The following is a 23,958-nucleotide window of genomic DNA, read 5'->3' as shown; positions in this document are numbered from 1 at the left end:
CCCCCCAGCAGCCCGGCTCCCGGGCGGCGGACCTGCGCCACGTGGACGCCGTCGTCGACGGACTCGCCCCGCACCTGCCCGCACCCTGCCTGGTCGTCGGCAAGTCCACGGTCCCCGTGGGCACGGCGGCCCGCCTCGCCGCCCGCCTCGCCGGCCTCGCACCGGCCGGGGCCCGGCCCGAGGTCGCCTGGAACCCCGAGTTCCTGCGCGAGGGCTTCGCCGTCCAGGACACCCTGCACCCGGACCGGATCGTCGTCGGCGCCACCGGCCCCGCCGCCCACGACACCCTGCGCCGGGTCTACGCGCCGATGGTCGCGGCGGGCGTGCCCTACCTCGGCACCGACCCGAACACCGCCGAACTGGTCAAGGTCGCGGCCAACTCCTTCCTCGCCACCAAGATCTCGTTCATCAACGCGATGGCCGAGGTCTGCGACGCGGCCGGCGCGGACGTCGCCACCCTGGCCGACGCGCTCGGCCACGACACCCGCATCGGCCGCCGGTTTCTGAACGCCGGCGTCGGCTTCGGCGGCGGCTGCCTGCCCAAGGACATCCGCGCCTTCACCGCCCGCGCCCAGGAACTGGGCGCCGGAGCGGCGGTGGCCTTCCTCGACCAGGTCGACGAGATCAACAAGCGGCAGCGGACCCGGACCGCGGCCCTCGCCCGCCGGCTGGCGGGCGGGGAACTGACGGGCCGCCGGGTGACCGTGCTGGGCGCCACCTTCAAGCCCGACAGCGACGACGTACGCGACTCCCCAGCGCTCGCCGTCGCCTCGGCCCTGCACCGCGAGGGCGCGGACGTCCGCGTCCACGACCCCGAGGGCACCGCCAACGCACAGCTCGCCCACCCCGAACTGCGCTACAGCACCGACCTGCTGACCGCCTGTCAGGGAGCCGAACTGGTCCTGCACCTCACCGAGTGGAGCCAGTACCGCGAGCTGGACCCGGTCAAACTCGCCCGCGTCGTCCGCGAGCCGCTCCTCATCGACGGGCGCAACGCCCTCGACCACGACGAGTGGCGGGCCGCCGGCTGGACGGTCAAGGCCCTGGGCCGCCCGGCCCCGCAGACCCCCGCGGACACCGCGGACCCCCGCGACCCGCTGCGCGCCACGATCGCCTCCCCGGCCGCCGGCCCCGCCGCACGCACCACGGCCCGCACCGGCGCGTAACACCCGCCCGCGCCCGCCCCTCCCGGCGCCCCGTCCCCGCGCAACCCGCCGCGAGGACGGGGCGCACCCGTGCCCGCGCCCGCACACGCGCACGCGCCCCCGCCCGCCCCCCGCCCCACATGCGCCCCCGCCCCACGTGCGCCCCCCCGCACGCGCGCCGGGGAAGCCGCCGGGGACGCCGCCGGGGAAGCCGCCGGGGACGCCGAAGGGCCGGGACGCGGATCCGTCCCGGCCCTCCGGTCCCGGCCTTCCGGTCCCGGCCCTCCGGTCCCGGCCCTCCGGTCCTCCGGTCCCGGCCGGTCCGGCCCTGCCGGTCAGTTTCCGGCGTCCCCGGCCACCTCTTCGAGGGGCTGGGCGGCTCCCGCCGTCAGGGCGTTCCCGAGCCGGTTGCCGAAGTAGTCGACGGGCCCGGGATCGATGCCGAAGGCCCGCGCCCCCCGGTCGAAGGGCAGCGTGTCCTCGCAGCGGGGGACCAGGTTCGCCGCGCCGGCCCCGTCGGTGACCGGCATGGCCAGTCCCCGCAGGCAGGGGTCGTCGTGGGAGCCGGTCGGCTGCCCGCCGAGGGTCTCCTGGCGGGACGCGGCGCGCCAGCCGGTCAGGGTGGCGTACCGCTCGTCCCCCCAGGCCAGGGTCCAGCGGCCGCTGCTGTAGTAGTCGTTGCCCTGCAGCACGATCTTGGAGGGGGCGTAGGCGGACTGGGCGGCGACCAGCGGACCGCCGTCGGTGGCGAGGATGTTGCTGTGGACGCGTACGCCGCGCATGCCGTCGCGCAGCCGCAGCGCCGGCGGCCGGGTGCCGGCGGCCCGCGCGGAGGCCAGGCCCTCGGACCGCATCACCACCGTGTTGTGGTAGATGTCCAGGTCGCTCAGGCGGGTGCCGTAGGCGACGATGCCGCCGTACTCGGGCAGCTTGCGCGCGTCGTCCCAGCTCATGTTGAAGCGGACGACGTTGTTGCGGTGGGCGCCGGTCGGCTGCCCGGAGTAGACGAGGAAGCCGGGACCGTCGTTGTTCTGCGCGAGGTTGTACTGCATGACCGAGTCCGACACGTTGTTGTCGAGGCCGAAGCCGCCGCCGTCGACGTGGGAGCCGGTGCGGTTGCGGTAGGAGGCGTTGTGCTCCAGGACGACGCGGGTGGAGTCGTACACCCAGACCCCCTCGGGTCCCTCGTCGGCGCCGGCGGCGGACTTCGCGCCGTTGTCGTGGGCGACCGAGCGGACGACCCGGGCGTTTTGGACGCTGCCCAGGGCGATGCCGCTGCCGGTGTTGCGCTCGGTGCTCCTCGGGTCCCCGGAGTTGGCGTAGGCCTTCACGCGCTCGATCCGCAGCCGGTCGTGCGCGTAGGCGGGGCGGTCGGCGTCGAACGCGGGCCCGTAGAAGGCGAGTCCGGACTCGAGGTTGTGGTGCACCGAGACGTCGGTGATCCGCACGTCGCTGAACCCCGCCGAGGTCTTCCGGTCCGCGCCGACGCTGATGCCGTTCTGGAAGCCGCTGGCCTGCACGTTGGTGATCCTGACGTGGCCCAGCCGCCGGGCGCCGGGCAGGCTGTTGCGGAAGGCGACGCCGACGCCCTGCCGCAGCGCCTTGCGGTCGCCCACCAGGGACAGGCCGCGGATCTCCACCCCCGCGGTGTTGCGCACCGTGATCGCCGATTCGCCCCGCGGGGCGATGACGGCGCGGCCGGTCCCGTACGACTCGACGACCACGGGCTCGGCCGCGCTGCCGGCCTCGCCCTGCTCCAGGGTGAGACTGCCGCGGAACCGCGCGCCGCCCCGCAGCCGCAGCCGGTCGCCGGGCTGGAACCGCACGCCGTCGGCGTGGCCGAGGGTCCGCCAGGGCTTCCCGGGCGACATCCCGTCGTTCTCGTCGTCGCCGTCGGGGCTCACGTAGAAGGTGAACGGTCCTCCGGACGCGGGACGGGCGGGACGGTAGACCCCGGGCACCTCACACCCCGTCAGCAGCACCAGCGCCGCGGCCGAGACCACCGCGACGGTCCTCGACGTCCGGTTCCGCTTCACCGCTCCCACTGGCACCCCTTGGATCGTCTCCGCACCACCACGACAAACACCCATATTGGGTCATAAGCCCCGGCGGAAGGGGTGTGCGAAACGCCGACGACCCTCCACGGCACGGCGGACGCCGCCCCCCGGGGGCGGCCCCGGGCGGCCGCCCCGGTGTCCTCCCGGCGGGCCGGTCGTCCCCGGGAGGGTCCTTCCCGCGGGACGGTTCAGCCGCGGGGCGGGATCCCGTACGAGCGCACGAGGCGGGCGAGTTGGCGGCCCGTCGCGTGCAGGGGTTCGGCGCTGCGGCTGACCTGGGCGGTGACCTCGGCGCCCTCCAGGGCGGCCATCACGGTGACCGCCACCTCCCGGGCGTCCCGGGCGGACAGGCCGCCGCGCAGCAGCTTGTCCGCGACCAGCTCCTCCCAGCCGCGCAGGGCCGCGGCGCAGGCCCGCTGGATCTGCGAGTCCGTGCCGAGCGTCTCCAGGGCGGCGGCCGTGACCGGGCAGCCGTCGGTCCAGCCCGACGCGCCCAGCTCCTCGGCCAGGCGCCGGGAGCAGGCCGCGACCGCCTCGGCCGGGTCGTCGTGGCCCTCCAGCGCCGTGCGCAGGAGGGCGGCGAACTCCTCGGCGCCGTGCTCGATCGCCGCGACGGCCACGGCCTCCTTCCCGCCGGGGAAGAAGTGGTAGATGGAGCCGAGGGTGGCCTGCGACTCCTGGGCGATCTGCTTGATGCCCGTGCCGACGTAGCCCTGCCGCTGCAGGAGCCGCGAGGCGGCGACGACGATCCGGTCACGTGTGCTGCTGGTCTGCATGGGGACACCGTACCGACCCATTGGGTAGAGCGATCGTTTTAGAGCTGTGGTACGTTCCTCGCACGCACTGGATAGAGCGATCGTTTTAGCGAGGAGCGGGGATCCCTTCATGACCGGCACCGACACCACCGACACCACCGGCGGCACCACCGCCGCCGCCACCGGCGCCGTCGCCGCCACCGCCGCCGCCGCCACCGGCACCGCCGGCGCGCTCGGCGCCACCGCGCGGGCGGTCACCGTCATCGGCCTCGGCCCCATGGGGCGGGCCATGGCCGGCGCCTTCCTCGACCGCGGGTACGACGTCACCGTCTGGAACCGCACCGCCTCCCGCGCGGACGGGCTGGTCGCCCGCGGCGCGGTGCTCGCCCCGGACGTGGAGAGGGCCGTCGCCGCCAACGAGCTGGTGGTCCTCAGCCTCACCGACTACGACGCCGTCTACGCCGCGCTCGGCCCCGCCGAGGCCGCGCTGGCCGGGCGGACCCTGGTCAACCTCAGCTCGGACACCCCGCGCAAGGCCCGGGCCGCGGCCCGCTGGGCGGCCGAGCGGGGGGCCGTCCACCTGACCGGCGGCGTCACCGTGCCGCCGTCCGGGATCGGCGGCGCCGAGTCGTCGGCCTTCTACAGCGGCCCGCGCGAGGCCTTCGAGCGGCACCGCCCCGCCCTCGAGGTCCTCACCGGGCGGACCGACCACCGCGGGGAGGACCCGGGCCTGGCCGCGCTCATGTACCAGATCGGCATGGTCATGTTCTGGACCTCGATGCTGGGCTACTGGCAGGCCATCGCCCTCGCCGACGCCCACGGCCTGAAGGCGGCCGACATCCTGCCGCACGCCGTGGAGACCGCGCACTCGCTGCCCGGCTTCTTCTCCTTCTACGCCGAACGCGTCGACGCCGGCACGCACACCGGCGACGTGGACCGCCTGGCCATGGGCATGGCCAGCGTCGAGCACGTCCTGCACACCCACGAGGACGCGGGCGTCGGCACCCTGCTGCCCGCGGCGGTCGTCGAGCTCTTCCGCCGCGGCATGGACGCCGGCCACGCCGCCGACAGCTTCTCCTCGCTGCTGGAGTCGGTGAAGGGGCCCCGGGCGGCCGGCTAGCCCGCCCCGCCGCGCGCCGGGCGGGCTACCCGGCCCGGTGCCGCGGCGGGGCGCGGCGGTACCGCGGCGGGGCGCGGCGGGTTCCGGCAGGGGAGCGGGGGTCCGGGGGAGCGGGCGCGGTGTTCAGGGGCGGGGCGGCCCGCTCACGCCGTCCTGCCGGGCTCCTGCCGCTCCCGCGCCCGCGTCCCGGGCCGGGGCAGGAAGCGCAGCGCCGCCAGCAGGATGCCGATGTCGTCCAGGAGCACCGGGTCGGGCAGCAGGTCGGCGGGGCTGACCAGATAGAGCAGGGCGCCCCAGAAGAGCACCTTGCGCGACATCGGGATGCCGGTGTCGCCGAGCATCCTGCGCACCCGCAACAACCGCACCGCCAGCACGACGACCGCCGCCAGGGTCGCGGCGAAGGCCACCGCCGCGACCACCCACCCGTACCCGCTCACGCCGTCCATCGGGTCCTCGCTTCCTCCGGGTGCCCGGACAACGTCTACCCCCCGGCCCCGGTTCCGCACCCCGCCCCCGCCCCGGCCGTCAGGGGCGACGGCGCGGTCACCGCCGCCACGGTCGCCCGCCGCCGGGACGCGCCGGGAATACCGCCCCGCGGCCCGTCGTTTGCCGCAGCACGCAGATGCCGCCCCCGCCGGCGCCGTCCGCACGTGCGCCGTCCCCGCCCAGGTGGTCGAGAGCCATGACCCGTGCCCGCCGTGCCCGCCGTGCCCGCGCCGCCGCCGCGACGGCGCTCCTGCTCCTGCTCGGGGCCTGCGCCGCCGCCCCCGCCGCGCACACCCCGGCCGCGCCCCCGGCCGCCCCCTCGCCCGCCGCCCCGCCGGAGCCCGCGCCCGCCGCGCCGCCACCGCCCACCCGTACCGCCGGGGCGGCCCCCGAACCCGCGGCCGCCACCCCCACCCCCACCCCCGCCCCCGCCCCGACCGCGCGGCCGCGCCCCGCCGGGCTCGACATCCCCTCCATCGGGGTGGAGGACCTGCGGGTCGTGCCGTACGAGGGGAGGACCGACGACCCGGCGGGCACCCGCATCCAGGACCGGGGCGTCGCGGCCAGCCCGTACGGCAGGCACGGCGGCGTCGGCCCCGGGGACGTCGGCAACTACCAGGTGACCGCCCACCGGCTCTCCGCCGGCGGCCCGCTGCGCGACCTGCCCGACGTCGGCGTCGGCGACGAGGTGCGCGTCACCGCCGGGGGCACCACGTACACGTACCGGATCGTCGAGACCCGCACCACCTCGTTCCGCTCCGAGCGCTCGCTCGCCGAGCAGCGGGCCGCCGTCCCCGGGGAGCCCGGCCGGCAGCCCACCCGCGCCATGATCACGCTCTCCACCTGCGCCACCCCGGAGGACGACGCCGCGGGCAACTTCTGGCGCGACGCCCAGGGCAACCCCGAGCACCGCATCGACAAGATCGGCGTCCTGACCGCGACCCGCACGCCGTCGCCGCACCCCGGCTGACCGGCCGGCGGGCGGGACCGGGCGCCGGGCGGACGGGACCGGGCGCCGGGCGGGACCGGGCGCCGGGCGGACGGGGTGCCGGGCGGACGGGGTGCCGGGCGGACGGGGTGGGGCGCCGGGCGGACGGGGTGCCGGGCGGACGGGGCGGAGCCGTCCGGCGGGCCGGTCGGGCCGCCGGGGCCCGGGGCCGGTGCTCAGGGGCGGGCGGCGGCGTCCCCGAAGGCGTCCCCGGAAGGGGCGGGCGCCGGCCGGGCCAGCAGCCGCTTTCTGACCGCGGCGAGCACCTCGGCGCGGGGCCGGGGGCCGTTGTCGGCCGCGATGAGGTGGTCGCCGATCCGCAGGGAGAAGGTGATCAGGCAGCGGGCCTCGACGTCGTCCTCGTCGGGGCAGAAGGCCCCGTAGAGCGCGCGCAGGTAGTCCATGCGCCGGTTGTCGGCCCGGCGCAGGCGGTGTGCGACGCCCTCGTCGCGCCGGGCCCAGTCGCGCACGGCGAGCTCGACGCCCGCGGCGGTCACGGCGCTCTCGGCCGCCCCGACGACGGCGAAGAGCCGCCCGAGCCGCGCGCGGGCGTCGCCCCCGTCGCGCTCGATCCGCTCGATGACGTCCTCGGTGACCCCCCGCTCCCAGGCGTCGAGCATCTCCTCGAGGAGGGCGGCGCGATTGCGGAAGTAGCCGTAGAAGCCGCCCTTGCTGACGCCGAGCGCCTGGGCGAGGACCTCGACCCGGACGGCCTCGGGCCCGCCGGCGGCCAGCGCCCGCAGCCCCGCCTCGATCCACTGGGCCCGCGGCGTGCGGATCGCACCCATGCCAGGCCTCCCCTCCGCGTCGCTTCCGAACCGGAAACGAGTATACGGCGCCGTATAGAAAGGGGTTATGCTCGATCTATACGCCACCGTATAGACAGGGGTCCGTCATGAACGCGCTGCGCCTCCCCCCGGCCGACCACACCTCCCGCCCCTGGCGGATCCACGAGATAGCGGGCGACTTCCGGCTCGAGGACCTCTGGGCGCTGCCGACCCCGGGCGGCCCCGACGACCTGCACCACCTGGTCGAGCAGATGGCCCGCGGCACGGACGGACCCGACGGCGGCAACCGCGCGGGCCGCTTCCTGTTCGCGGTGCGCTGGAAGCTCGGGGCGCTGCTCGGCTGGGACGCGCCGGACTCGGGCGTCGGCGGCCGGGTGCGCACCCTGCGCGACCGCCTCCCCGACGACCTGCGCCAGGGACCGCGGGGACCGGACCTCGCCTCGGCCCCCTTCACCTCGGTCTTCCAGACCCGCGACGAGTGGGCCGCCGAGTACGCCAACAAGACCATGCACGGCGTGCTCCACATCGGCTGGGTCCCCGACGGCGACGGCGGCCACCGCGGCCAGATGGCCGTCCTGGTGAAGCCCAACGGCCGCCTCGGCTCCCTGTACATGCTCGGCATCAAGCCCTTCCGGTACCTGGGCGTCTACCCGGCGCTGATGCGCTCGATCGGCCGGGAGTGGGACGCGGACACCGCCCGCCGCACGCCTCGCTGAGCACCCCTCCGCCCGCCGCGCCGGCCGGTGGTCCCGCCTCCGGCGATCCCCCCTGGTGGCACCGGCGGCCCCCGTGATGAAGTGAGCGGAACGGCGCGCTCCGAACAAGCCGGACGCCGCCCGACGACGAGAGGAGAACGGCATGCCGCTCGAGGGAACCTACGAGCCCAGTCCGTCGCAGTGGGTACGGGACCAGGTCGAGCTGTACGAGTCGTCGGGCGGGACCCGGGGCACCACCATGCGCGGCATGCCCGTGGTGCTGGTGACGAACACCGGCGCGAAGAGCGGCAAGCTGCGCAAGACCCCGCTCATGCGCGTGGAGCACGAAGGCGCCTACGCGCTCGTCGCCTCCAACGGCGGCGCCGTCAAGCACCCCGTCTGGTACCACAACCTGATCGCCTCGCCCCGGATCGCGCTGCGCGACGAGACCCGCGAGTGGGACATGGACGTGCGCGTCGTGACCGGCGAGGAGCGCCGGGTGTGGTGGGAGCGGGCCGTCGCCGCCTTCCCGGACTACGCGGACTACCAGCTCAAGGCCGACCGCGAGATCCCCGTCTTCGTGGCCGAACCGGTCAGCTGACCCGACTGCCCGCCCCCGCCCCCGCCGTGGCCCCCGCCGCCGTCCCCGCCCCGTCCGCCCCGCCGCGGCCGGCGCGCGCCGGACGGCGCCTGCGGGCGGGCAGGCCGAAGGTGGGGTGGCGGGTGGCCCACAGCGACATCCACAGGATCCCGGCCTTGACCCGTGCGGCCTTGCGGCCGCCCACGTACCCCGGCACGGCCCGCGCGTCGCGGCCGACCTTCTGCAGGATGCCGTCGTGGCGGCCGAGGCCGATGTGGTTGCCGACGTACTCCAGGCCGGTGTGCCTGACCCGGCGGCCGGTCAGGCGGGCCACGATCGCGGCCGTGGCCTGCCGGCCGGTGTAGCCGGCCGAAGCGCAGGACATCGGCAGGGCCAGGCCGTTGTCCATCAGCGCGTGCGCGCTGTCGCCGACGGCGTAGAGGTCCGGGTGCGACACGGAGCGCATGGTGCGGTCGACGACGATCCGGCCGTCGCCGGCGACCTCGACGCCGGCGACGGCGGCGATCGGGAGGACCGCGAACCCCGCCGCCCACACGGTCGCGTCCGAGGGCAGGCCGGTGCCGTCCGCGCACACCACCCGGTCCGCCGTGACCGCCACCGCCTCGGCGTCCTCGACGACGGCGACGCCCAGCCGGCCGCAGGCCCGGCGCAGATGGGCGCGGGCCCCGGGGGACAGCGGCGCGCCCAGCGCGCCGCGGGCGACCAGGGTCACCGACAGGCCCGGCCGGGACTCGGCGATCTCGCAGGCGGTCTCGATCCCCGTCGCCCCGTCGCCCACGACCACCACCCTCCCGCCCCCGCCCCGCGCCTCCAGCCCGTCCAGGCGCTCCCGCAGCCGCAGCGCCGAGGGGCGGGCCGCGACGTCGAAGGCGTGCTCGCGGACACCGGGGACGCCGTGGTCGGCGCCGCGGCTGCCGAGCGCGTAGACGAGCGTGTCGTAGCCGACCTCGCCGCCGCCCCGGGCGTCGGTGACGCTGACGCTACGGCGCCCGGGGTCGACGGCGGTGACCCGGGCCTGCCGCAGCCGGATCCCGGTCCCCGCGAAGACGTCGGCCAGCGCGGGGGCCTCGATCTCCCGGCCGGCCGCGAGCTGGTGCAGCCGCAGCCGCTGCACGAAGTCCGGCTCGGCGTTGACGACGGTGATCTCCACGCTCCCCGGCGACAACCGGCGGGCCAGGGTCCCGGCCACGTGGGTCCCGGCATAGCCGGCACCGAGAACGACGACGCGGTGCTTGGCACCGTTGCTGTCCGACATGGTCTGTCTCCTCACGTCTCAAGGCGTCCGCCCACCAGACACCGCCCGGCCGCCCCGTGTGACACACCGGGGAGCCCGGATCCGGCCCAGCCCGCCCCGTCTCGGTCCGCCCCGGCCCGTCTCGGTCCGCCCCGGCCCGTCTCGGTCCGCCCCGGCCCGTCTCGGTCCGCCCCGGCCCGTCTCGGCCCGCCCCGTCCCGGCCCGCCCCGCCCCGGCCCGGCGCGGCGCGCGCCCGGTCCCCGCCCCGTTCCGGTCCCCGCCCGGGTCCCCGTCCCGGCGCCCGCGCGGCCGGGGGAGGGGACCGGGCCGGGGGAGGGGACCGGGCCGGGGCGGGGCGGGAGCAGAATGGGGCGATCGGCCGCCGCGAAACGCACGCGGCGCCGGGACCGTGCGGGGAGGTACGGCGTGGGACGTGTCGTCAGGAAGTCGTGGTGGGCCGGGGCGTGTGCCCTGGCCGTGGCGGTGCTCGCCGCCGGGCTGGTCTGGTTCGAACCGTGGGCGCTGTGGGTCGACGAGACGGTGAAGGAGTCCCTGCCCTCCGCCGGGGCGTCCCCGGCGGCCGGCACCGCCGGCGCCACGGCGGCCCCGTCCCCGGCACCCGCCCCGCCGGCCACGGTCGCGCGGGGCACCTTCGTCAGCCACGAGCACACCACGACCGGCACGGCGCGGATCGTCCGCCTGGCCGACGGCAGCCACACCCTCCGCCTCGAAGGGCTGGACACCAGCAACGGACCCGACCTGCGGGTCTGGCTGAGCGACGCGCCGGTCAGGGAGGGAATCGCCGGCTGGCGCGTCTTCGACGACGGGAAGTACCTGAACCTCGCCGCCCTGAAGGGCAACAGGGGCGACCAGAACTACCCCCTGCCGGCCGGAGTGGACTGGTCCGCCTACGGCAGCGTCAGCATCTGGTGCGACCGGTTCGACGTCTCCTTCGGCGCGGCCCGCCTCGACCGCGCCTGACGCCCGCGGGGACGCCGCCGGCCCGGAGCCTTCCAGGTGACCGCGCCCGGCCGGCCGCATCCCCCGCTCCGCCTGATCGTTTCCCCGGGTGTCGGCCCCTTTCCCCGTCCCCCGGAACACCTTCGTGCGTCCTCGCCCCGCCCCGCCGCCCACGCCACCGCGCGCACGGCCCGCGGTCCGCGCCCCCCTGCCCGGCGTCCGAAAGCCCCGGCGCGCACCGGGAGGGCCGCGATGAGGACGACGCCCCCGCCCCGGAGCGTGCTGGTGGGACGGCCGGCCGCCGCCGGCACGGTCGCGGCGGCGTACGACGCGGTCGTGGTCGGGTCGGGCGCGGGCGGGCTGACGACGGCGGTCTGCCTGGCCCGGCAGGGGCGGCGGGTGGCGGTCTTCGAGCAGCACTACACCGCGGGCGGCTACACCCACGCCTACCGGCGCCGCGGCTGGGAGTGGGACGTCGGCATCCACTACGTCGGCCAGCTCGGGCGGGGCGAACCGGTCCGGGTGCTCTCCGACTACCTGACCGGCGGCGCGCTGCGATGGGCCCCGCTGGGGGATCCGTTCGACGAGTACCGGCTGGCCGGCGAGGTGTACCGGGCCCCCGTCGGCCTCGCCGCCCACCAAGACGGCCTGATCGCCCGCTTCCCGGCCGAGCGCAGCGGGATCGAGGCGCTGTTCCGGCTGATCGGACGGTGCCGGGCGGTGCTGCCCGCGCTCGCGCTGGGACGCCTGTCGGGCCCGGTGACACGGAGGCTGGCCCGGCTGCTGCGGGCCGCGGCCGTCCCGCCCCAGGCACTGCGGCCGGCCCGGGAGGTGGTGGAGGGCCTGGTCGGCGACGAGCGGCTGCGGCAGGCGGTGCTCACCCAGAGCGCGCTGCTGCTGGCCGACTCCACCTCCCGGCTGCCGTTCTTCCTCCTCGCGGTGCTGTTCGAGCACTTCCGCACCGGCGCCTGGTATCCGGTCGGCGGCAGTGCCGCCATCGCCCGCGCCCTGGCCGAACCGATCCGGGCCGCCGGCGGGGAGGTCTTCGTGCGGGCACCGGTCGCCCGGATCGAGCAGACGGACACGGGAGCGGCGGCGGGGGTGGTGCTGGCGGACGGCACCAGGGTGCGCGCGCCGGTGGTGGTCAGCGCGGCGGGCGCCCACCACACCTTCCGCACCCTCCTGGCCCGCCCCCCTGCCGCGGGAGCGGACCGGGCGGACCAAGCGGACCGGGCGGACCAAGCGGACCGCGCGGACCAAGCGGACCGGGCGGACCGGCTGGACCTGGCGGACCGGCTGGAGGGAATGCGGCGCGGGTTCCCCTTCGTGCTGCTCTTCCTCGGCCTGGACGGCACGCCGGAGGAACTCGCCCTGCCCCGGCACAACCTGATGGTCACCGACGGCGACTGCGACGCCTTCTTCGACGGGACCCGGGGCCGCACCAGCGGTCTGTTCCTCTCCTTCCCCTGCGCCAAGGACCCGACCTGGAACAGCCGCTACCCGGGCCGGTCGACCGGAGAGATCCTCGCCTACGTCCACCCCGAGCTGTTCGCCCCCTTCCGCGGCTCCGCGCGGCGCCACCGCGACCCGGCCTACCTCGCGCTGAAGGCCGAACTCACCGCCGAACTCCTCACCCGTCTCCACCACCAGCTGCCCCGCACCCGAGGACGGGTCTCCTACCACGAACTCGGCACCCCGGTGACGGCCGAGCACTTCACCGGCTGGCCCGGCGGCAGCCTCTACGGCCTGGCCAAGGACGTCGCCGCCTTCGGCGACGGCCACCGCCCCGGCCTCGCCGACTGGCTGCGCCCGCGCACCGACGTCCCGGGCCTGTACCTGTCGGGCCAGGACTGCCTCGCCGGCGGGTTCCTGGGCGCGGTCACCGGCGGCCTGCTCGCCGCCCACGAGGCCCTCGACCGCCGCGGCCGGGCCCGCCTGTGGACGGGAGTGCTCGGGCACGCCGTGCGCCCGCCCCGGGACGGACCGGCGGCGTAGCGGCTCCGGCCCGGCCCGGCCCCGGGACGAACGGAGAGCGGGCGGACCGGCGGCGAACGGAGCGACAACGGGCGGAGCGACAACGGGCGGGCCGGCGGCGGGCGGGCCGGCGGCTATCCCGGGGGTGTCCGGTCCTGCCGGGGACGCGGGGCGAAGGGGCCGTGCAGGGCCGCCCATTGCAGCAGCAGGACGGTCTTGCCGTCGGCGATGCGCCCGTCGAGGGTCATGGCCAGGGCCTCGGCGAAGGGCAGTTCGAGGACCTCGATGTCCTCGCCGTCCTCCTCCAGCCCTCCGCCGGTGCCGGTCCGGTCGGCCGGGGTGTAGGGGGCGGCGAAGAAGTGGAGGCGCTCGGTGACGGAGCCCGGGCTCATGTAGGCCTCCAGGACGCGGGTGAGCGGGCCGAGCACGACGCCGAGCTCCTCGGCGCTCTCGCGGCGGATCGCGGTGTCCGGGTCGTCCGCGTCGAGCAGCCCGGCCGCGGCCTCCACCAGCATCCCGTCGGGGTGCCCGTTCACATAGGCCGGGTAGCGGAACTGGCGGGTCAGCAGCACCAGGCCGCGCCCGGTGTCGTAGGGCAGCACGACGGCGCCGTCGCCGCGGTCGTAGGTCTCGCGCTGCTGGGTCTCCCACCGCCCGTCGCGGCGCCGGTAGTCGAAGGTGGTGCGGCGCAGCACGTGCCAGCCCCGGGAGGTGAGTTCGACGTCGCGGACCCGGACGCCGGGGTTGCGGTCCAGGTCCCGGCCGGCCAGGTGCAGACCGGTGCGCCCGCGGTGGTCGGGGACGTCGACGCCCGGACGGCCCGTCCCGCGCTCGCCGGCGGGGTGCGGCGGGGGTGTGTCGTTCATGGCCGCTAAGATACATGCAGAAACGTGCAAGACCAGGAAGGAACGTGCATGCTGGCCGCTGAACGGCGCGAGTACCTGCTCGGCCTGCTCGCCCGCACCGGAAAGATCGTCGCCAAGGACGTCGCCGCCGGCCTGGGCCTGTCGGAGGACACCGTCCGGCGCGACCTGCGCGACCTGGCCGCCGAGGGACGGTGCCAGCGCGTCTACGGCGGCGCGCTGCCGGTCTCTCCCGCCGCGGCCGACTACGGCGCCCGCCAGGCGGTGGCCCCCGACGGCAAACGCGCGGTCGCCGCGGTCGCCGCGGGCCTGGTCCGCCCGGGCGGCTCGGTGATCCTCGACGGCGGCACCACCGCCCTCGCCGTGGCACGCGCCCTGCCCGAGGACCTCGCCTGCACCGTCGTCACCCACAGCCCGACCATCGCCGCGGCCCTGATCGGCCATCCGCGGGCGGAGCTCTACCTGCTCGGCGGCCGCGTCTACAAGCACTCGGCGGTCACCTGCGGCGCCGCCGCCGTCGAGGCCGCGCAGAACGTCTCCGCCGAACTCTGCCTGCTCGGCGTCACCGGCGTGCACCCCGACGCCGGACTGACCACCGGCGACGCCGACGAGGCGGCGATGAAACGCGCCCTGTCCGCACGCGCCGCGGACACCTACGTCCTCGCCTCCTCCGAGAAGATCGGCACGGCCTCGCCGTACCGCGTCCTGCCGTGGGACGCCGTCACCGGCCTGATCACCGACGCCGACCCCCACGCCCCGCCCGTCCGCAGCCTGCGCGCCCTGGGGGTGAACGTCCTCACCGCCGGCTGACGCTCTGTGCGGTGCCACGGGCAGGTGAGCCCGTCGTCCGCCTTGACACGTCTGGCTTCCGCTCCGGTGGCGGCTCCGGCCGCCTCGCGTTGATGCCCGACAGCGATCGGCAGCCGCCCATCGTCGATGGTTTCGCCTTCGGCTGCCCGCCGCGCAGCTCAGGCGCGCCGTGACCGTTCCGGCAACATGCCTGCCCCAGTGCATCCTGGTGGACGCTGACAGACGATCCCCGGTCGCGCGGCTACACGTGGATCAGCCGCGCGAAGATCACAGAACGGAGACTCTGCCTCCATCCCCCCAGACTTGGACCGCACGATGAGGGTTCTCATCACGCAATGTCCTGGGGGGACCATGCGACGCACCACTCTTGCCGCCACCACGACGTTCCTTTTCCTCACCGTCGCGGCTTGCGGTGGCGACGAGCCCGAGACCGTCACCGAGTCCGGCCCGCACTCTGCGCCCACGGCACGTGCGACTTCTGCCTCCGCAGCATCCGGAAGCACCTCGCCCGCGCCGGAGGTCACCACCACCGCACCTCTCAAGCTTGGTACCTCGTACACGTGGGAGGACGCCGAGGCGGGAGTGAGTGGCACCAGTACGGCGATCAGCTACGAGCAGGGGATCAAGTCCGTCGGCTCGGCTGCCGAGTCCAGTGGGACCCCCGGATACATCTGGGCTGCACTCGAGCTCAAGGTGTGCAGCACCAAGGGTGTGTTCACGGCGAACACCTTCCCTTGGACGCTGGCCTACAGCGATGGCGCTCGCGTCGAGGCGTCAGGCACCACGTGGGACGACTTCCCGAAGCCGGAGTTTCCCATCGAGACCAAGCTGAGCCCCGGCAAGTGCGTTCGGGGCAAGGTTGTCTATCCCGTGCCGGGCGACAGCCGCCCGGAGACCATCGTGTATGCCCCTCAGACCGTCACGGTGCCTGTCGAATGGGCCGTGCCTGCCACGTAGCACTTGCCGGTGTGGAGCTTTGTCACTAGGCCCGGCTCCTGAGTACGGGCGTCCGAACCGGCGAGCCGCCGTAGTTTCGATGACAGGGCACAGACCAGCGCCGCCGTGCCCGTCCGGTGCTTTGGACGGCCGCCCCGGCCCTCACGGCGACGCCCCTCCCAGCGGGGTGAGGTCCGGGCGCTTGGGGCCCAGCCCGTCGCCGGCCGACCGGCCGGTGAGACTGCGGCCCACCCAGGGCAGGAAGTGCTCCCAGGCCCACTGCAGGTCGCGCAGCTGCCCGGCCGGCCGGGGACGGTACCGCGCCGCGCCCGCCCGGACCGGCCGGCCCGCGGGCACCGCGGGGCGGGGCAGCCCCAGGACGTCCGCGGCCTTTCGGGTGACCTCCTCGTGGCCCTCGGAGGACAGGTGGAGCCGGTCCTCGTGCCACGCGCCCGGCACCTGGACCGCCCGCAGCGACCACAGGTCGACGACCGCGCAGCCGTGCCGGTCGGCGATGGCGCGGATGTGCGCCGTGTAGATGGCGATCTTGCCGCGCAGGCGGCGCAGGACCGGGGTGTCACGCGGGTCGAAGCCGGTGAAGACCAGCACCGTGCCGGCCACCGCGGAGAGCTCGGCGACCGCCGCCTCGAACCGGTCGGCGATCGCGTCGGGGGAACTGCCCGGGCGCAGGATGTCGTTGCCGCCCGCGCACAGGCTCACCAGGTCCGGGGCGAACCCGCGTACGCGCGGGACCTGTTCGGCGACGATCTCGTCGATCGTCCGGCCCCGGACGGCGAGGTTGGCGTAGCGGAACTCCGCGGCGGGGCACTGCCGGGCCAGCCGGACGGCCAGACGGTCGGCCCAGCCGACCACCCGCCCGCCGGGCGCCTCGTCGCCCACCCCCTCGGTGAAGCTGTCGCCGAGCGCCGCGTACGAGCGGATCACGGCGGTACGGGGCCCGGCGCCGGGCCCCGTACCGCCACTGCCACCGCCGCTGCCGCCGGCACCCGCACGTGCCGCGGCCGTGACCGTGGCGGGGCGCGCGGGAGCGGGCTGGATGTCGTCCGGCACGTCGTCTTCCCCCGCTCCTCGGCCCCGTCCGGCGCCCCGTCCGGCGCCGTCTCACCGACCGAGCCTCGCCCGGAGCCCCGCAGCGGGCCAGGGAGCGGGTGCGGAGAGTGTCAGGTCGCCCGGGGACGGGCGGGCACGGGCCGGCCGCACCGGCGCCGGAACGCTCGGACGGCGCCGGGGCGCTCAGACGGCGCCGGGGCGCTCAGACGGCGCCGGGGCGCAGGACCACCTTCCCCGTCGTCCGGCGTGCCAGCAGCTCCTCGTGGGCCGTACGCGCCTGTGCCAGCGGGTACTCGGGACCCGCCACCGGGCACAGCCGCCCCTGGAGCGTCAGCGCGAACAGCTCCTTCAGCGGCCCGTCCAGCGCTCCGGGCAGGGCCAGCGTCGGACGCAGCCAGAAGCCGACGACGGAGGCGTTGAGACGGCCGAGCCGGCCCGGGTCGAGCGCGGCGAACGCGGCACGGGAGGCGTTGCCGTACGTGACGAGCCGGCCGAAGTCCGCCAGGGAGCCGAGCGCGTGCGCGAACAGCTCGCCGCCCGCCGCGTCCAGGATCACGTCCGCCCGCCGGGCCAGCGGGTAGCGGGCCGGCTCGTCGGCCCCCAGGTCCAGGGCGAGGCGCTCCTTGTCCGGCGTCGACGCCTGCGCCAGCACCCGCCCGGCCCCGAACTCCCGGGCCAGCTGCACCGCCAGGCTGCCCACGCCGCCGGCGGCGGAGTGCACCACGACGCTCTCGCCCGGCCGCAGCCGGGCCGCGGAGCGCAGCAGGTGCCAGGCGGTCAGGCCCTGCGTCAGCAGGGCCAGGGCCCGGGCGGCGTCCAGCTCCTCGGGGACCTCGACCAGGGCGGCCTCCCGGGCGACCGCCAGCTCGGCGTACCCGTGGGCGACCTTGGCCAGCACCCGGCGGCCGTCCTCGGTCCGGCCGACGACCTCGCCGCCGGGGACGTGGGGGAGCAGGGCGGGATCCAGATAGGAGCCGTCCACCTGGAAGGTGTCGGCGAAGTTGACGCCGGCGGCCTCCACGGCGACGAGGACTTCCCCGGGGCCGGGGACGGGAGCGGGGACGTCGACGGGCGTGAGGACTTCGGGACCGCCGAAACGGTCGAACCGTATCGCGAGCATGAGCAGGCACGGTACGCGCAGCACACCCGCGGACGCCGGACTTCCGCCCACCCGCCCCGCCCCGCCCCGGACCGCCCCGGCCCGAACCGCCCCGGACCGCCCCGCCCCGGCCCTGCCCGGACCGCCCCGCCAGGGCCGCACGCGACCGGCGGAACCCGCGGGCGGCAGCGGGCCCTCACCGGCCCACGCGAAATTCAAGGACCCCTTGCCAGGGTGGACGCCGACCGGACGAGCGACGAGGAGCGGGGATGGCACAGCAGCTCACCAGGGAACGGCCCGCGGCGGGCACCCCGACACCCGCCCCCGCCCCCGTTCCCGCCCTCACCCCCACCGCCGTCACGGCCACCGCCGTCACGGCCCCCGCCCCCGCGTTCGCCTTCGCCGGCGCGGACGCCGTCCGCGGCGACGCCCGCCTCCCCGGCGGCGGGGACGACCTCGTCCCCGCCTGGTTCGTGGACGCGGTCTTCGGGCACCTGCCCCGCTCCGACCAGCGCCGCTGCGCCGGGGCGTACCTGCGGGCCCTGCTCACCTCGCCCGGCCGCAAGACCGTGCGGGCCATGGCCGACACCACCACCGACCTCCAGGCGCTCCAGCAGTTCGTCAACCAGAGCCCCTGGGACTGGCGGCCGGCGAGGCGGGCGCTCGCCCGCCTCGCCACGGAGTGGATCACCCCGCGGGCCACCGTCCTGGAACTCGCCCTCGTCCCCAAGTACGGCGAGCGGATCGTCGGCGTGCACCGGCGGCCCACCTCCACCGGAGGCTCCGTCAACTGCCAGCTCGCCCTCGGCATGTTCCTCACCGAACGCGACCGGAGCCTGCCCGTCGACTGGCGGCTCTACCTCAACCGGGCCTGGGGCGAGGACGAGGAGCACCGCCGGCGGGCCCGGGTCCCCGCCGGCGTCGGCCGCCGCCCCCTGGAGCAGCTGGCGCTCGACCTGCTCGACGACGCCCCCGCGCCCTGGCGCAGCCGCACCACCCCGGTCGTCCTGGACCTGCGCGGCACCGGCAGCCCCCTGCGGGCCGCCGCCGGGCTCGCCGCGCGCGGCACCGGCTTCCTGCTCTCCCTGGGCGCCGAGGAACAGCGGCGCGCCCAGGTGCTCAAGCCGCCGGTGCGCGGACCGCTCGTCACGCTGACCTCCGCGGCGCGCCTCGACCCGCCCGGCGGCGGGGCGGGACGGTTCCGGCTCCTCGCCGAGTGGTCGCCGGCCCGCGACCGGCCCCGCAAGGTGTGGCTGACCAACCTGACCGGGGCCGGCTCCGGCGACTTCCTCGCGCTGCTGCGGCTCAGGGCCGTCTCCGGCGAGGCGCTGAAGGCCGTCGACGAGCACTACGGCATGGGCGACTTCACCGGCCGCTCGTACCCCGGCTGGCACCACCACCAGACGCTGGTCTCCGCCGCGTACGCCCTGTCCCGGCTCGACCCCGCCCTCCGGCCGTCCCCCGCCCCGGCCTGCTGAGCCCGCCCGGCCGAGCCCCTTCGCCCCCCACCCCGCCCCTCCCCGGCCGGGCCGGTCCCGCCCCGGCCGGGGGAGGGCCTCAGGACAGCGGTGCCAGGGCGTCCTCCTGGCGCCTGTCGTACGCGGCGCGCGCCGCCGCGATCTCCTCCTGGTGGTCCTCCGTCCAGTCCACCAGGGACTGGATCGTGGCGTGCAGCGTCGCGCCGAGCGGCGTCAGCGCGTAGTCGACCCGCGGGGGAACCACCGGGTGCACCGTGCGCGTTACCAGTCCGTCCCGTTCCAGCTGCCGCAGCGTCACGGTCAGCATCCGCTGGCTGATGCCCTCGATCCGGTGCCGCAGCTCGCTGAAGCGCAGCGTCTGGCGCTCCAGGTGCGCGATGGCCAGCAGCGACCACTTGTCCGCGACCCGGTCGAGGATCTGCCGCACCTCGCACCCCACCCGGGTGTCCCACTGGCGGACGTCGTAGTTCCCGTCGGTTCCCGCGCAGGAACTCGGTGACTTCAAAGTGCCTTCTTCCATGCCTCCCCACGGTGCCGCATGATGCGAGTGGTTACAAGCGGGAACCGGCAGGCTTTTTCGTAACTGGCCCCGGCCTGTCCGGTCCTCACGCGGACTTCAAGGGAACCGCAAGCGCACAGGACAAGAATGCGTTCGATTCCCTGTGACTATTCCTTCGCGTACAAGGAGAAAATCTGTGTCCACACTGCAATCCCCCTCGAACAGCGGCACTGACCGCATGAGCGGGCGCGCGTGGGGCGTGCTGTTCGTGCTGTGTGGCGCGATCTTCCTCGAGGGCATCGACGTCGCGATGCTCAACGTGGCACTGCCCTCGATCCGCGAGGACCTGGGCATGTCCACCGGCATGCTCCAGTGGGTGATGAGCGCCTACGTCCTCGGCTACGGCGGCTTCATGCTGCTGGGCGGCCGCGCGGCCGACCTGTTCGGCCGCCGCCAGATGTTCGTCTTCTGGCTCGTGGTCTTCCTGCTCTTCTCCGGCCTGGGCGGCTTCGCCACCGAGGGCTGGATGCTGATCGTCGCCCGCTTCGTCACCGGCGTCGCCGCGGCCTTCATGACCCCGGCCGGCCTGTCGATCATCACCACCAGCTTCGAGGAGGGCCCGCAGCGCAACAAGGCCCTGCTCGTCTACTCGGGCACCGCCGCCGGCGGCTTCTCCATCGGCCTGGTCGTCGGCGGCCTGCTGGCCGCCATCGACTGGCGCTGGGTCTTCTTCGCCCCGGTCATCCTCTCGCTGCTCATCCTCATCGCCGCGATCGCGCTCATCCCCAAGTCGCCGCGCCCCGACCGCACCGGCCAGAGCGTCGACCTCGCCGGCGCGATCAGCGTCACCGCCGCCATCCTGCTCCTCGTCTTCGGCGTCGAGCGCGCCACGCACGTCTCGGGCGGCACCACCACCCTCACCATCGGCGCCAGCATCGTCCTGTTCCTCGCCTTCATCGCCATCGAGCGCAAGTCGTCCTCGCCGCTGGTGCGCCTGGGCATCTTCCGCAACGGAGCCCTGGTCCGCGCCAACCTGGCCGGCATGCTCTTCGCCGCCGGCTTCTTCGGCTTCCAGTTCGTCGCCGTGCTCTACCTGCAGGAACTGCGCGGCTGGTCGACCCTCCAGACCAGCCTCGCCCTCATCGTCATCGGTGTGGACGCGATCCTGTCGCCGACCCTGACGCCCAAGCTGGTCGCCAAGTTCGGCAACGCCCGGGTCATCTTCTTCGGACTGCTCCTGGCAGCCCTCTCGTACGCCCTGTTCCTGCCGGTCGGCGCGGACTGGACGTACCTGGCGATGTTCCCGAGCCTGATCATCCTGGGCCTGGCCTTCTCCCTGGCCTACGGCCCGCTCACCATCGTCGCCACCGAGGGCATCGCCGAGGAGGAGCAGGGCGTCGCCGGCGGCCTGCTGTACACCTCCTTCCAGTTCGGCGCCGCCCTGGGCCTGTCCTCCGTCGCCGCCGTCAACATCGGCGCCACCGACGGAGACTCGCCCGCGGCCCTGCTGGACGGCTACCAGGCCGCCCTGGTCGTGCCGCTGGTCGCCGCCCTGATCGCCGCCTTCATCAGCGCCTTCGGCCTGAAGAGCCGGTCCGGCATCGAGGAGGCCGCCCCGGCCGCCCCGGAGGTCACCGAGCCCGCCGCGGCACCCGCCGAGGCCTCCCGGTAGCCCTCGCCCCACGGCACCGGCCCCCTCCGCGGAGCCGGTGCGCCCCTGAAACGCATTGCCCTGGCAGCAGCGCCCCAGCCTGCCAGGGCAATGCCTTTTTCACGTACCCGGAGAAAAACCCGCGACCGGGCCCGCACCAGAAGCCGAAAATCCGGCCCGCACCCCGCCCCGTCACCCGGCCGCGCCCCCACCGCACTCGAAAACGCACTCACTTTCCGGTAATCGCCCCGACGGTGCGCGCGATTACCTGCGTATGACCTCGCCTCCGCGAGAATGAAGATTGTCGCAGGGCGTGCAGAGAAATCCCCGCCCGAATTTCTGCGGAAGATTCTGAGGAGACAGGATGACCACGACCGACAGCGCCGTCGCCACGGTGCTGGACGAGGTGACGGCCCTCGTCGACACGCTTCGCAAGAGCGGACCCGAGGCCGAGGAGCGTCGCTGGATCCCCGACGAGAACGTCGAACTGCTCGACAAGGCGGGCGTCTTCCGCCTCTCCGTGCCGAGCCGCTTCGGCGGCCTCGACGCCCCCGTCGCCGACCAGACCAGGATCCTCGGCGAGATCGCCCGCGCCGACACGGCCACCGGCTGGGTCTCGATGATCTGGGTCTCCAGCGCCTGGGTCCCGAGCCTCTTCCCCGACAAGGCCCAGGAGGAGGTGTACGCCAACGGCTCCGTCCGCGTCTCCACCGGCTTCACCCCCACCGGCACCCTCACCGCCACCGAGGACGGCTACACCCTCGACGGCTCCTGGAAGTGGATATCCGGCGCCCGCGGCGCGAACTGGGGCCTGCTGTCCGCCCTGCTCACCGGCCCCGACGGCACCCCGGCCCCCTTCGCCGCCCTCGTCCCCTTCGACGAGCTGACCATCGCCGACGACTGGCACGCCGCGTACGGCGCCGGCACCGGCAGCTCCACCGTCACCGCCACCGGCGTCACCGTCCCGGCCCACCGGGTCGTCAGCCTCATCGAGGTCCTCGGCGGCACCACCGGCGACCGCTCCAACACCGGCGCCACCGGCCGCAACTACGCCTTCGTGCCCTTCTTCATGGCCCAGGGCGCCTCCGCCTACCTCGGCATCGCCAAGGGCGCCTACGAGCTGTTCCTGGACCGGCTGCCGGGACGGGGCATCACCTACACCTCGTGGACCGACCAGAGCCAGTCGCCGGTCACCCAGATCCAGGTGGCCGTCGCCGCCAACAAGATCGCCGCCGCCGAGGCCCTCCAGGAGGGCTGGCTGCGCGAGCTCCAGGCGCACGCCGACGCCGGCACCGCCCCGTCCATCGACGAGCGGGCCGCCGCCCGGGGCCGCGCCGCCTTCGCCATCCAGCTCGCCAAGGAGGCCGTCGACGAGCTGTTCGAGGCCAGCGGCGCCTCGGTGATCCTGCGCGACGTGCCCTTCCAGCGCTACCACCGCGACATCCGGGGCCTGTCCCTGCACGCCCTGTTCGCCTTCACCACCAACCAGGAGGTCCACGGACGGGCCATCCTCGGGCTCGCCCCCGACACCCCGTTCCTGTGACCGACCGTTCCGGCTGACCGGAACACCCCCTGGCCACCGGGCCGCCCGAACCCCCGCGGGCGGCCCGGTCCCGTATCACCCGCCAACTCCCACAGTCAGGAAGGCTTTCGCGATGACAGACCACACCGTTCTCGTACTGGGCGGAACGGGCAAGACCGGCCGCCGCGTCGTGGACCGGCTCAAGGCGCGCGGGGCGGCCGTCCGCGCCGCGAGCCGCTCCGGCGACGTCCGCTTCGACTGGGACGACCGCACCACCTGGGAGCCCGCGTTCGCCGGCGTCCACGCCGCCTACCTCGTCGACGCCCAGGACAAGCCCGGCGCCTGGGACGCCGAGGGCGCGATACGCGAGCTGGCCCGGCTCGCCGTCGACGGCGGCGTACGACGCCTGGTGCTGCTCCAGGCCCGCGTCACCGAGCCCGTCGGCGGCAAGTCCCTGATCGCCGGCGAGAAGGGCGTGCAGGAGTCCGGCGCCGAGTGGACCGTGCTGCGGCCCAACTGGTTCTTCCAGAACTTCGACGAGGGCGTCCTGCTGGACGGCGTCCGCTCCGGCACCGTCGCCCTGCCCGCCGGCTCCGGCCACGAGCCGTTCGTCGACGCCGACGACGTCGCCGCCGTCGCCGTCGAGGCCCTCCTGGAGGACGGACACGCCGGACAGACCTACGAGCTCAGCGGCGCCCGCTCCCTCACCCTGGAGCAGGCCGTCGGCGAGATCGCCCGCGCCACCGGCCGCGACATCCGCTACCAGGCGGTCGACCACCAGGCCTACGTCGACGAACTCGTCGGCTACGACGTGCCCGCCGACTACGCGCTCTTCGTCGCCGACCTCGTCGCCCAGATCCGCGACGAGAAGAACGCCGTGCCCACCGACACCGTGCGGCGGGTGCTGGGCCGCGAGCCCCGCGACTTCTCCGACTTCGTCAAGGACGCCGCCGCCCGCGGAGTCTGGGACCTCTGAGCACCGCCCGCACGACGAGGCCCCGCCGGCTGGACCGGCGGGGCCTCGGACGTTCCCGCGTCCGCGGGCGGCGGGCTCAGCCCTTGATCTCGCACACGGCCGCCCCGGAGGTGACCGCCGCGCCGGCCGCGGCCGCCAGGGCGATCACGGTGCCGGACTTGTGGGCGTTGAGGGGCTGTTCCATCTTCATGGCCTCCAGGACGACGATGAGGTCGCCTTCCTGGACCTCCTGGCCCTCCTCGACGGCGAC

At 75.5% G+C, this 23,958-nt stretch carries 23 protein-coding genes; 13 read left to right on the top strand and 10 right to left on the bottom strand.

The window, feature by feature from the left end; genetic code table 11:
• A partial coding sequence (locus tag IE287_RS36965) for a UDP-glucose dehydrogenase family protein (RefSeq protein WP_189853806.1) occupies positions 1 to 1,166 on the top strand: 1,166 nt, incomplete at its 5' end.
• 314 nt (positions 1,167 to 1,480) lie between these two features.
• On the opposite strand, the gene IE287_RS36960 is transcribed toward IE287_RS36965, so the two are convergent.
• Together IE287_RS36960 and IE287_RS36955 are read right to left on the bottom strand one after the other, a co-directional pair.
• Positions 1,481 to 3,196 carry a right-handed parallel beta-helix repeat-containing protein gene (locus IE287_RS36960; protein ID WP_229883983.1) on the bottom strand — a complete coding sequence of 572 codons (1,716 nt, stop codon included), beginning with the start codon at positions 3,194 to 3,196 and terminating at the stop codon, positions 1,481 to 1,483.
• A gap of 194 nt (positions 3,197 to 3,390) precedes the next feature.
• On the bottom strand, positions 3,391 to 3,978 hold the full coding sequence (locus tag IE287_RS36955; protein WP_189853804.1) for a TetR/AcrR family transcriptional regulator: 588 nt from the start codon (positions 3,976 to 3,978) through the stop codon (positions 3,391 to 3,393).
• Between the two features lie 109 nt (positions 3,979 to 4,087).
• On the opposite strand from IE287_RS36955, the gene IE287_RS36950 reads away from it, so the two are divergent.
• Complete coding sequence (locus IE287_RS36950; protein ID WP_189853803.1) at positions 4,088 to 5,077, top strand: NAD(P)-dependent oxidoreductase; 990 nt, start codon at positions 4,088 to 4,090, stop codon at positions 5,075 to 5,077.
• Between the two features lie 143 nt (positions 5,078 to 5,220).
• On the opposite strand, the gene IE287_RS36945 is transcribed toward IE287_RS36950, so the two are convergent.
• The gene (locus tag IE287_RS36945) at positions 5,221 to 5,523 is read right to left on the bottom strand and encodes a YkvA family protein (RefSeq protein ID WP_189853802.1); all 303 of its coding nucleotides are present in this window, start codon (positions 5,521 to 5,523) and stop codon (positions 5,221 to 5,223) included.
• Between the two features lie 236 nt (positions 5,524 to 5,759).
• On the opposite strand from IE287_RS36945, the gene IE287_RS36940 reads away from it, so the two are divergent.
• Entirely contained in the window at positions 5,760 to 6,533 is a 774-nt protein-coding gene (locus IE287_RS36940) for a class E sortase (protein WP_189853801.1), read from the top strand.
• 194 nt (positions 6,534 to 6,727) lie between these two features.
• On the opposite strand, the gene IE287_RS36935 is transcribed toward IE287_RS36940, so the two are convergent.
• Positions 6,728 to 7,339 carry a TetR family transcriptional regulator gene (locus tag IE287_RS36935; protein WP_189853800.1) on the bottom strand — a complete coding sequence of 204 codons (612 nt, stop codon included), beginning with the start codon at positions 7,337 to 7,339 and terminating at the stop codon, positions 6,728 to 6,730.
• Between the two features lie 107 nt (positions 7,340 to 7,446).
• Between IE287_RS36935 and IE287_RS36930 the strand changes: the two genes are divergently transcribed.
• Both IE287_RS36930 and IE287_RS36925 read left to right on the top strand, forming a co-directional pair.
• On the top strand, positions 7,447 to 8,055 hold the full coding sequence (locus IE287_RS36930; protein ID WP_189853799.1) for a DUF2867 domain-containing protein: 609 nt from the start codon (positions 7,447 to 7,449) through the stop codon (positions 8,053 to 8,055).
• 142 nt (positions 8,056 to 8,197) lie between these two features.
• A complete protein-coding gene (locus IE287_RS36925; protein WP_189853798.1) occupies positions 8,198 to 8,635 on the top strand; it encodes a nitroreductase family deazaflavin-dependent oxidoreductase in 438 nt (145 codons plus the stop codon).
• On the opposite strand, the gene IE287_RS36920 is transcribed toward IE287_RS36925, so the two are convergent.
• Entirely contained in the window at positions 8,628 to 9,890 is a 1,263-nt protein-coding gene (locus IE287_RS36920; protein ID WP_189853797.1) for an NAD(P)/FAD-dependent oxidoreductase, read from the bottom strand. The genes IE287_RS36925 and IE287_RS36920 overlap by 8 nt on opposite strands.
• A 405-nt stretch (positions 9,891 to 10,295) precedes the next feature.
• On the opposite strand from IE287_RS36920, the gene IE287_RS36915 reads away from it, so the two are divergent.
• Together IE287_RS36915 and IE287_RS36910 are read left to right on the top strand one after the other, a co-directional pair.
• The gene (locus IE287_RS36915) at positions 10,296 to 10,850 is read left to right on the top strand and encodes a DM13 domain-containing protein (protein ID WP_229883982.1); all 555 of its coding nucleotides are present in this window, start codon (positions 10,296 to 10,298) and stop codon (positions 10,848 to 10,850) included.
• A gap of 231 nt (positions 10,851 to 11,081) precedes the next feature.
• Entirely contained in the window at positions 11,082 to 12,824 is a 1,743-nt protein-coding gene (locus IE287_RS36910; RefSeq protein WP_189853795.1) for a phytoene desaturase family protein, read from the top strand.
• A 113-nt stretch (positions 12,825 to 12,937) separates the two neighbouring features.
• On the opposite strand, the gene IE287_RS36905 is transcribed toward IE287_RS36910, so the two are convergent.
• Positions 12,938 to 13,669: an NUDIX domain-containing protein gene (locus IE287_RS36905; RefSeq protein WP_189853794.1), complete on the bottom strand. Its 732-nt coding sequence runs from the start codon at positions 13,667 to 13,669 to the stop codon at positions 12,938 to 12,940.
• A gap of 48 nt (positions 13,670 to 13,717) precedes the next feature.
• Here IE287_RS36905 and IE287_RS36900 point away from each other — a divergent pair, with 48 nt between their 5' ends.
• The gene (locus tag IE287_RS36900) at positions 13,718 to 14,476 is read left to right on the top strand and encodes a DeoR/GlpR family DNA-binding transcription regulator (protein ID WP_189853793.1); all 759 of its coding nucleotides are present in this window, start codon (positions 13,718 to 13,720) and stop codon (positions 14,474 to 14,476) included.
• 351 nt (positions 14,477 to 14,827) lie between these two features.
• A complete protein-coding gene (locus IE287_RS36895; protein ID WP_189853792.1) occupies positions 14,828 to 15,433 on the top strand; it encodes a DUF4352 domain-containing protein in 606 nt (201 codons plus the stop codon).
• Between the two features lie 141 nt (positions 15,434 to 15,574).
• Here the strand turns inward: IE287_RS36895 and IE287_RS36890 are convergent, their stop codons facing one another.
• A complete protein-coding gene (locus IE287_RS36890) occupies positions 15,575 to 16,357 on the bottom strand; it encodes an SGNH/GDSL hydrolase family protein (RefSeq protein ID WP_189853807.1) in 783 nt (260 codons plus the stop codon).
• A 328-nt stretch (positions 16,358 to 16,685) separates the two neighbouring features.
• Positions 16,686 to 17,603 carry a quinone oxidoreductase family protein gene (locus tag IE287_RS36885; protein ID WP_189853791.1) on the bottom strand — a complete coding sequence of 306 codons (918 nt, stop codon included), beginning with the start codon at positions 17,601 to 17,603 and terminating at the stop codon, positions 16,686 to 16,688.
• 248 nt (positions 17,604 to 17,851) lie between these two features.
• Between IE287_RS36885 and IE287_RS36880 the strand changes: the two genes are divergently transcribed.
• On the top strand, positions 17,852 to 19,060 hold the full coding sequence (locus tag IE287_RS36880) for an IS701 family transposase (RefSeq protein WP_189853790.1): 1,209 nt from the start codon (positions 17,852 to 17,854) through the stop codon (positions 19,058 to 19,060).
• 79 nt (positions 19,061 to 19,139) lie between these two features.
• Here the strand turns inward: IE287_RS36880 and IE287_RS36875 are convergent, their stop codons facing one another.
• Positions 19,140 to 19,580, bottom strand: a complete 441-nt coding sequence (locus IE287_RS36875; RefSeq protein ID WP_189853789.1) for a winged helix-turn-helix transcriptional regulator — start codon at positions 19,578 to 19,580, stop codon at positions 19,140 to 19,142.
• A 217-nt stretch (positions 19,581 to 19,797) separates the two neighbouring features.
• Between IE287_RS36875 and IE287_RS36870 the strand changes: the two genes are divergently transcribed.
• The 3 genes from IE287_RS36870 to IE287_RS36860 all read left to right on the top strand — a co-directional run bounded on the left by IE287_RS36870 (position 19,798) and on the right by IE287_RS36860 (position 23,708).
• Entirely contained in the window at positions 19,798 to 21,231 is a 1,434-nt protein-coding gene (locus IE287_RS36870) for an MFS transporter (protein ID WP_189853788.1), read from the top strand.
• 343 nt (positions 21,232 to 21,574) lie between these two features.
• Entirely contained in the window at positions 21,575 to 22,753 is a 1,179-nt protein-coding gene (locus IE287_RS36865) for an acyl-CoA dehydrogenase family protein (protein ID WP_189853787.1), read from the top strand.
• A gap of 112 nt (positions 22,754 to 22,865) precedes the next feature.
• Positions 22,866 to 23,708, top strand: coding sequence for an NAD(P)H-binding protein (locus IE287_RS36860; protein WP_189853786.1), 843 nt, complete (start codon positions 22,866 to 22,868; stop codon positions 23,706 to 23,708).
• A gap of 76 nt (positions 23,709 to 23,784) precedes the next feature.
• Here the strand turns inward: IE287_RS36860 and IE287_RS36855 are convergent.
• Positions 23,785 to 23,958, bottom strand: a 174-nt coding sequence (locus IE287_RS36855) for a biotin/lipoyl-containing protein (RefSeq protein ID WP_308436919.1), incomplete at its 5' end; no start/stop codon positions are given.

Source organism: Streptomyces omiyaensis, assembly GCF_014650895.1.
GTDB lineage: Bacteria > Actinomycetota > Actinomycetes > Streptomycetales > Streptomycetaceae > Streptomyces > Streptomyces omiyaensis.
The sequence above is the reverse complement of the archived record's forward strand: the minus strand, read 5'-3'. Positions and strand labels throughout refer to the sequence as shown.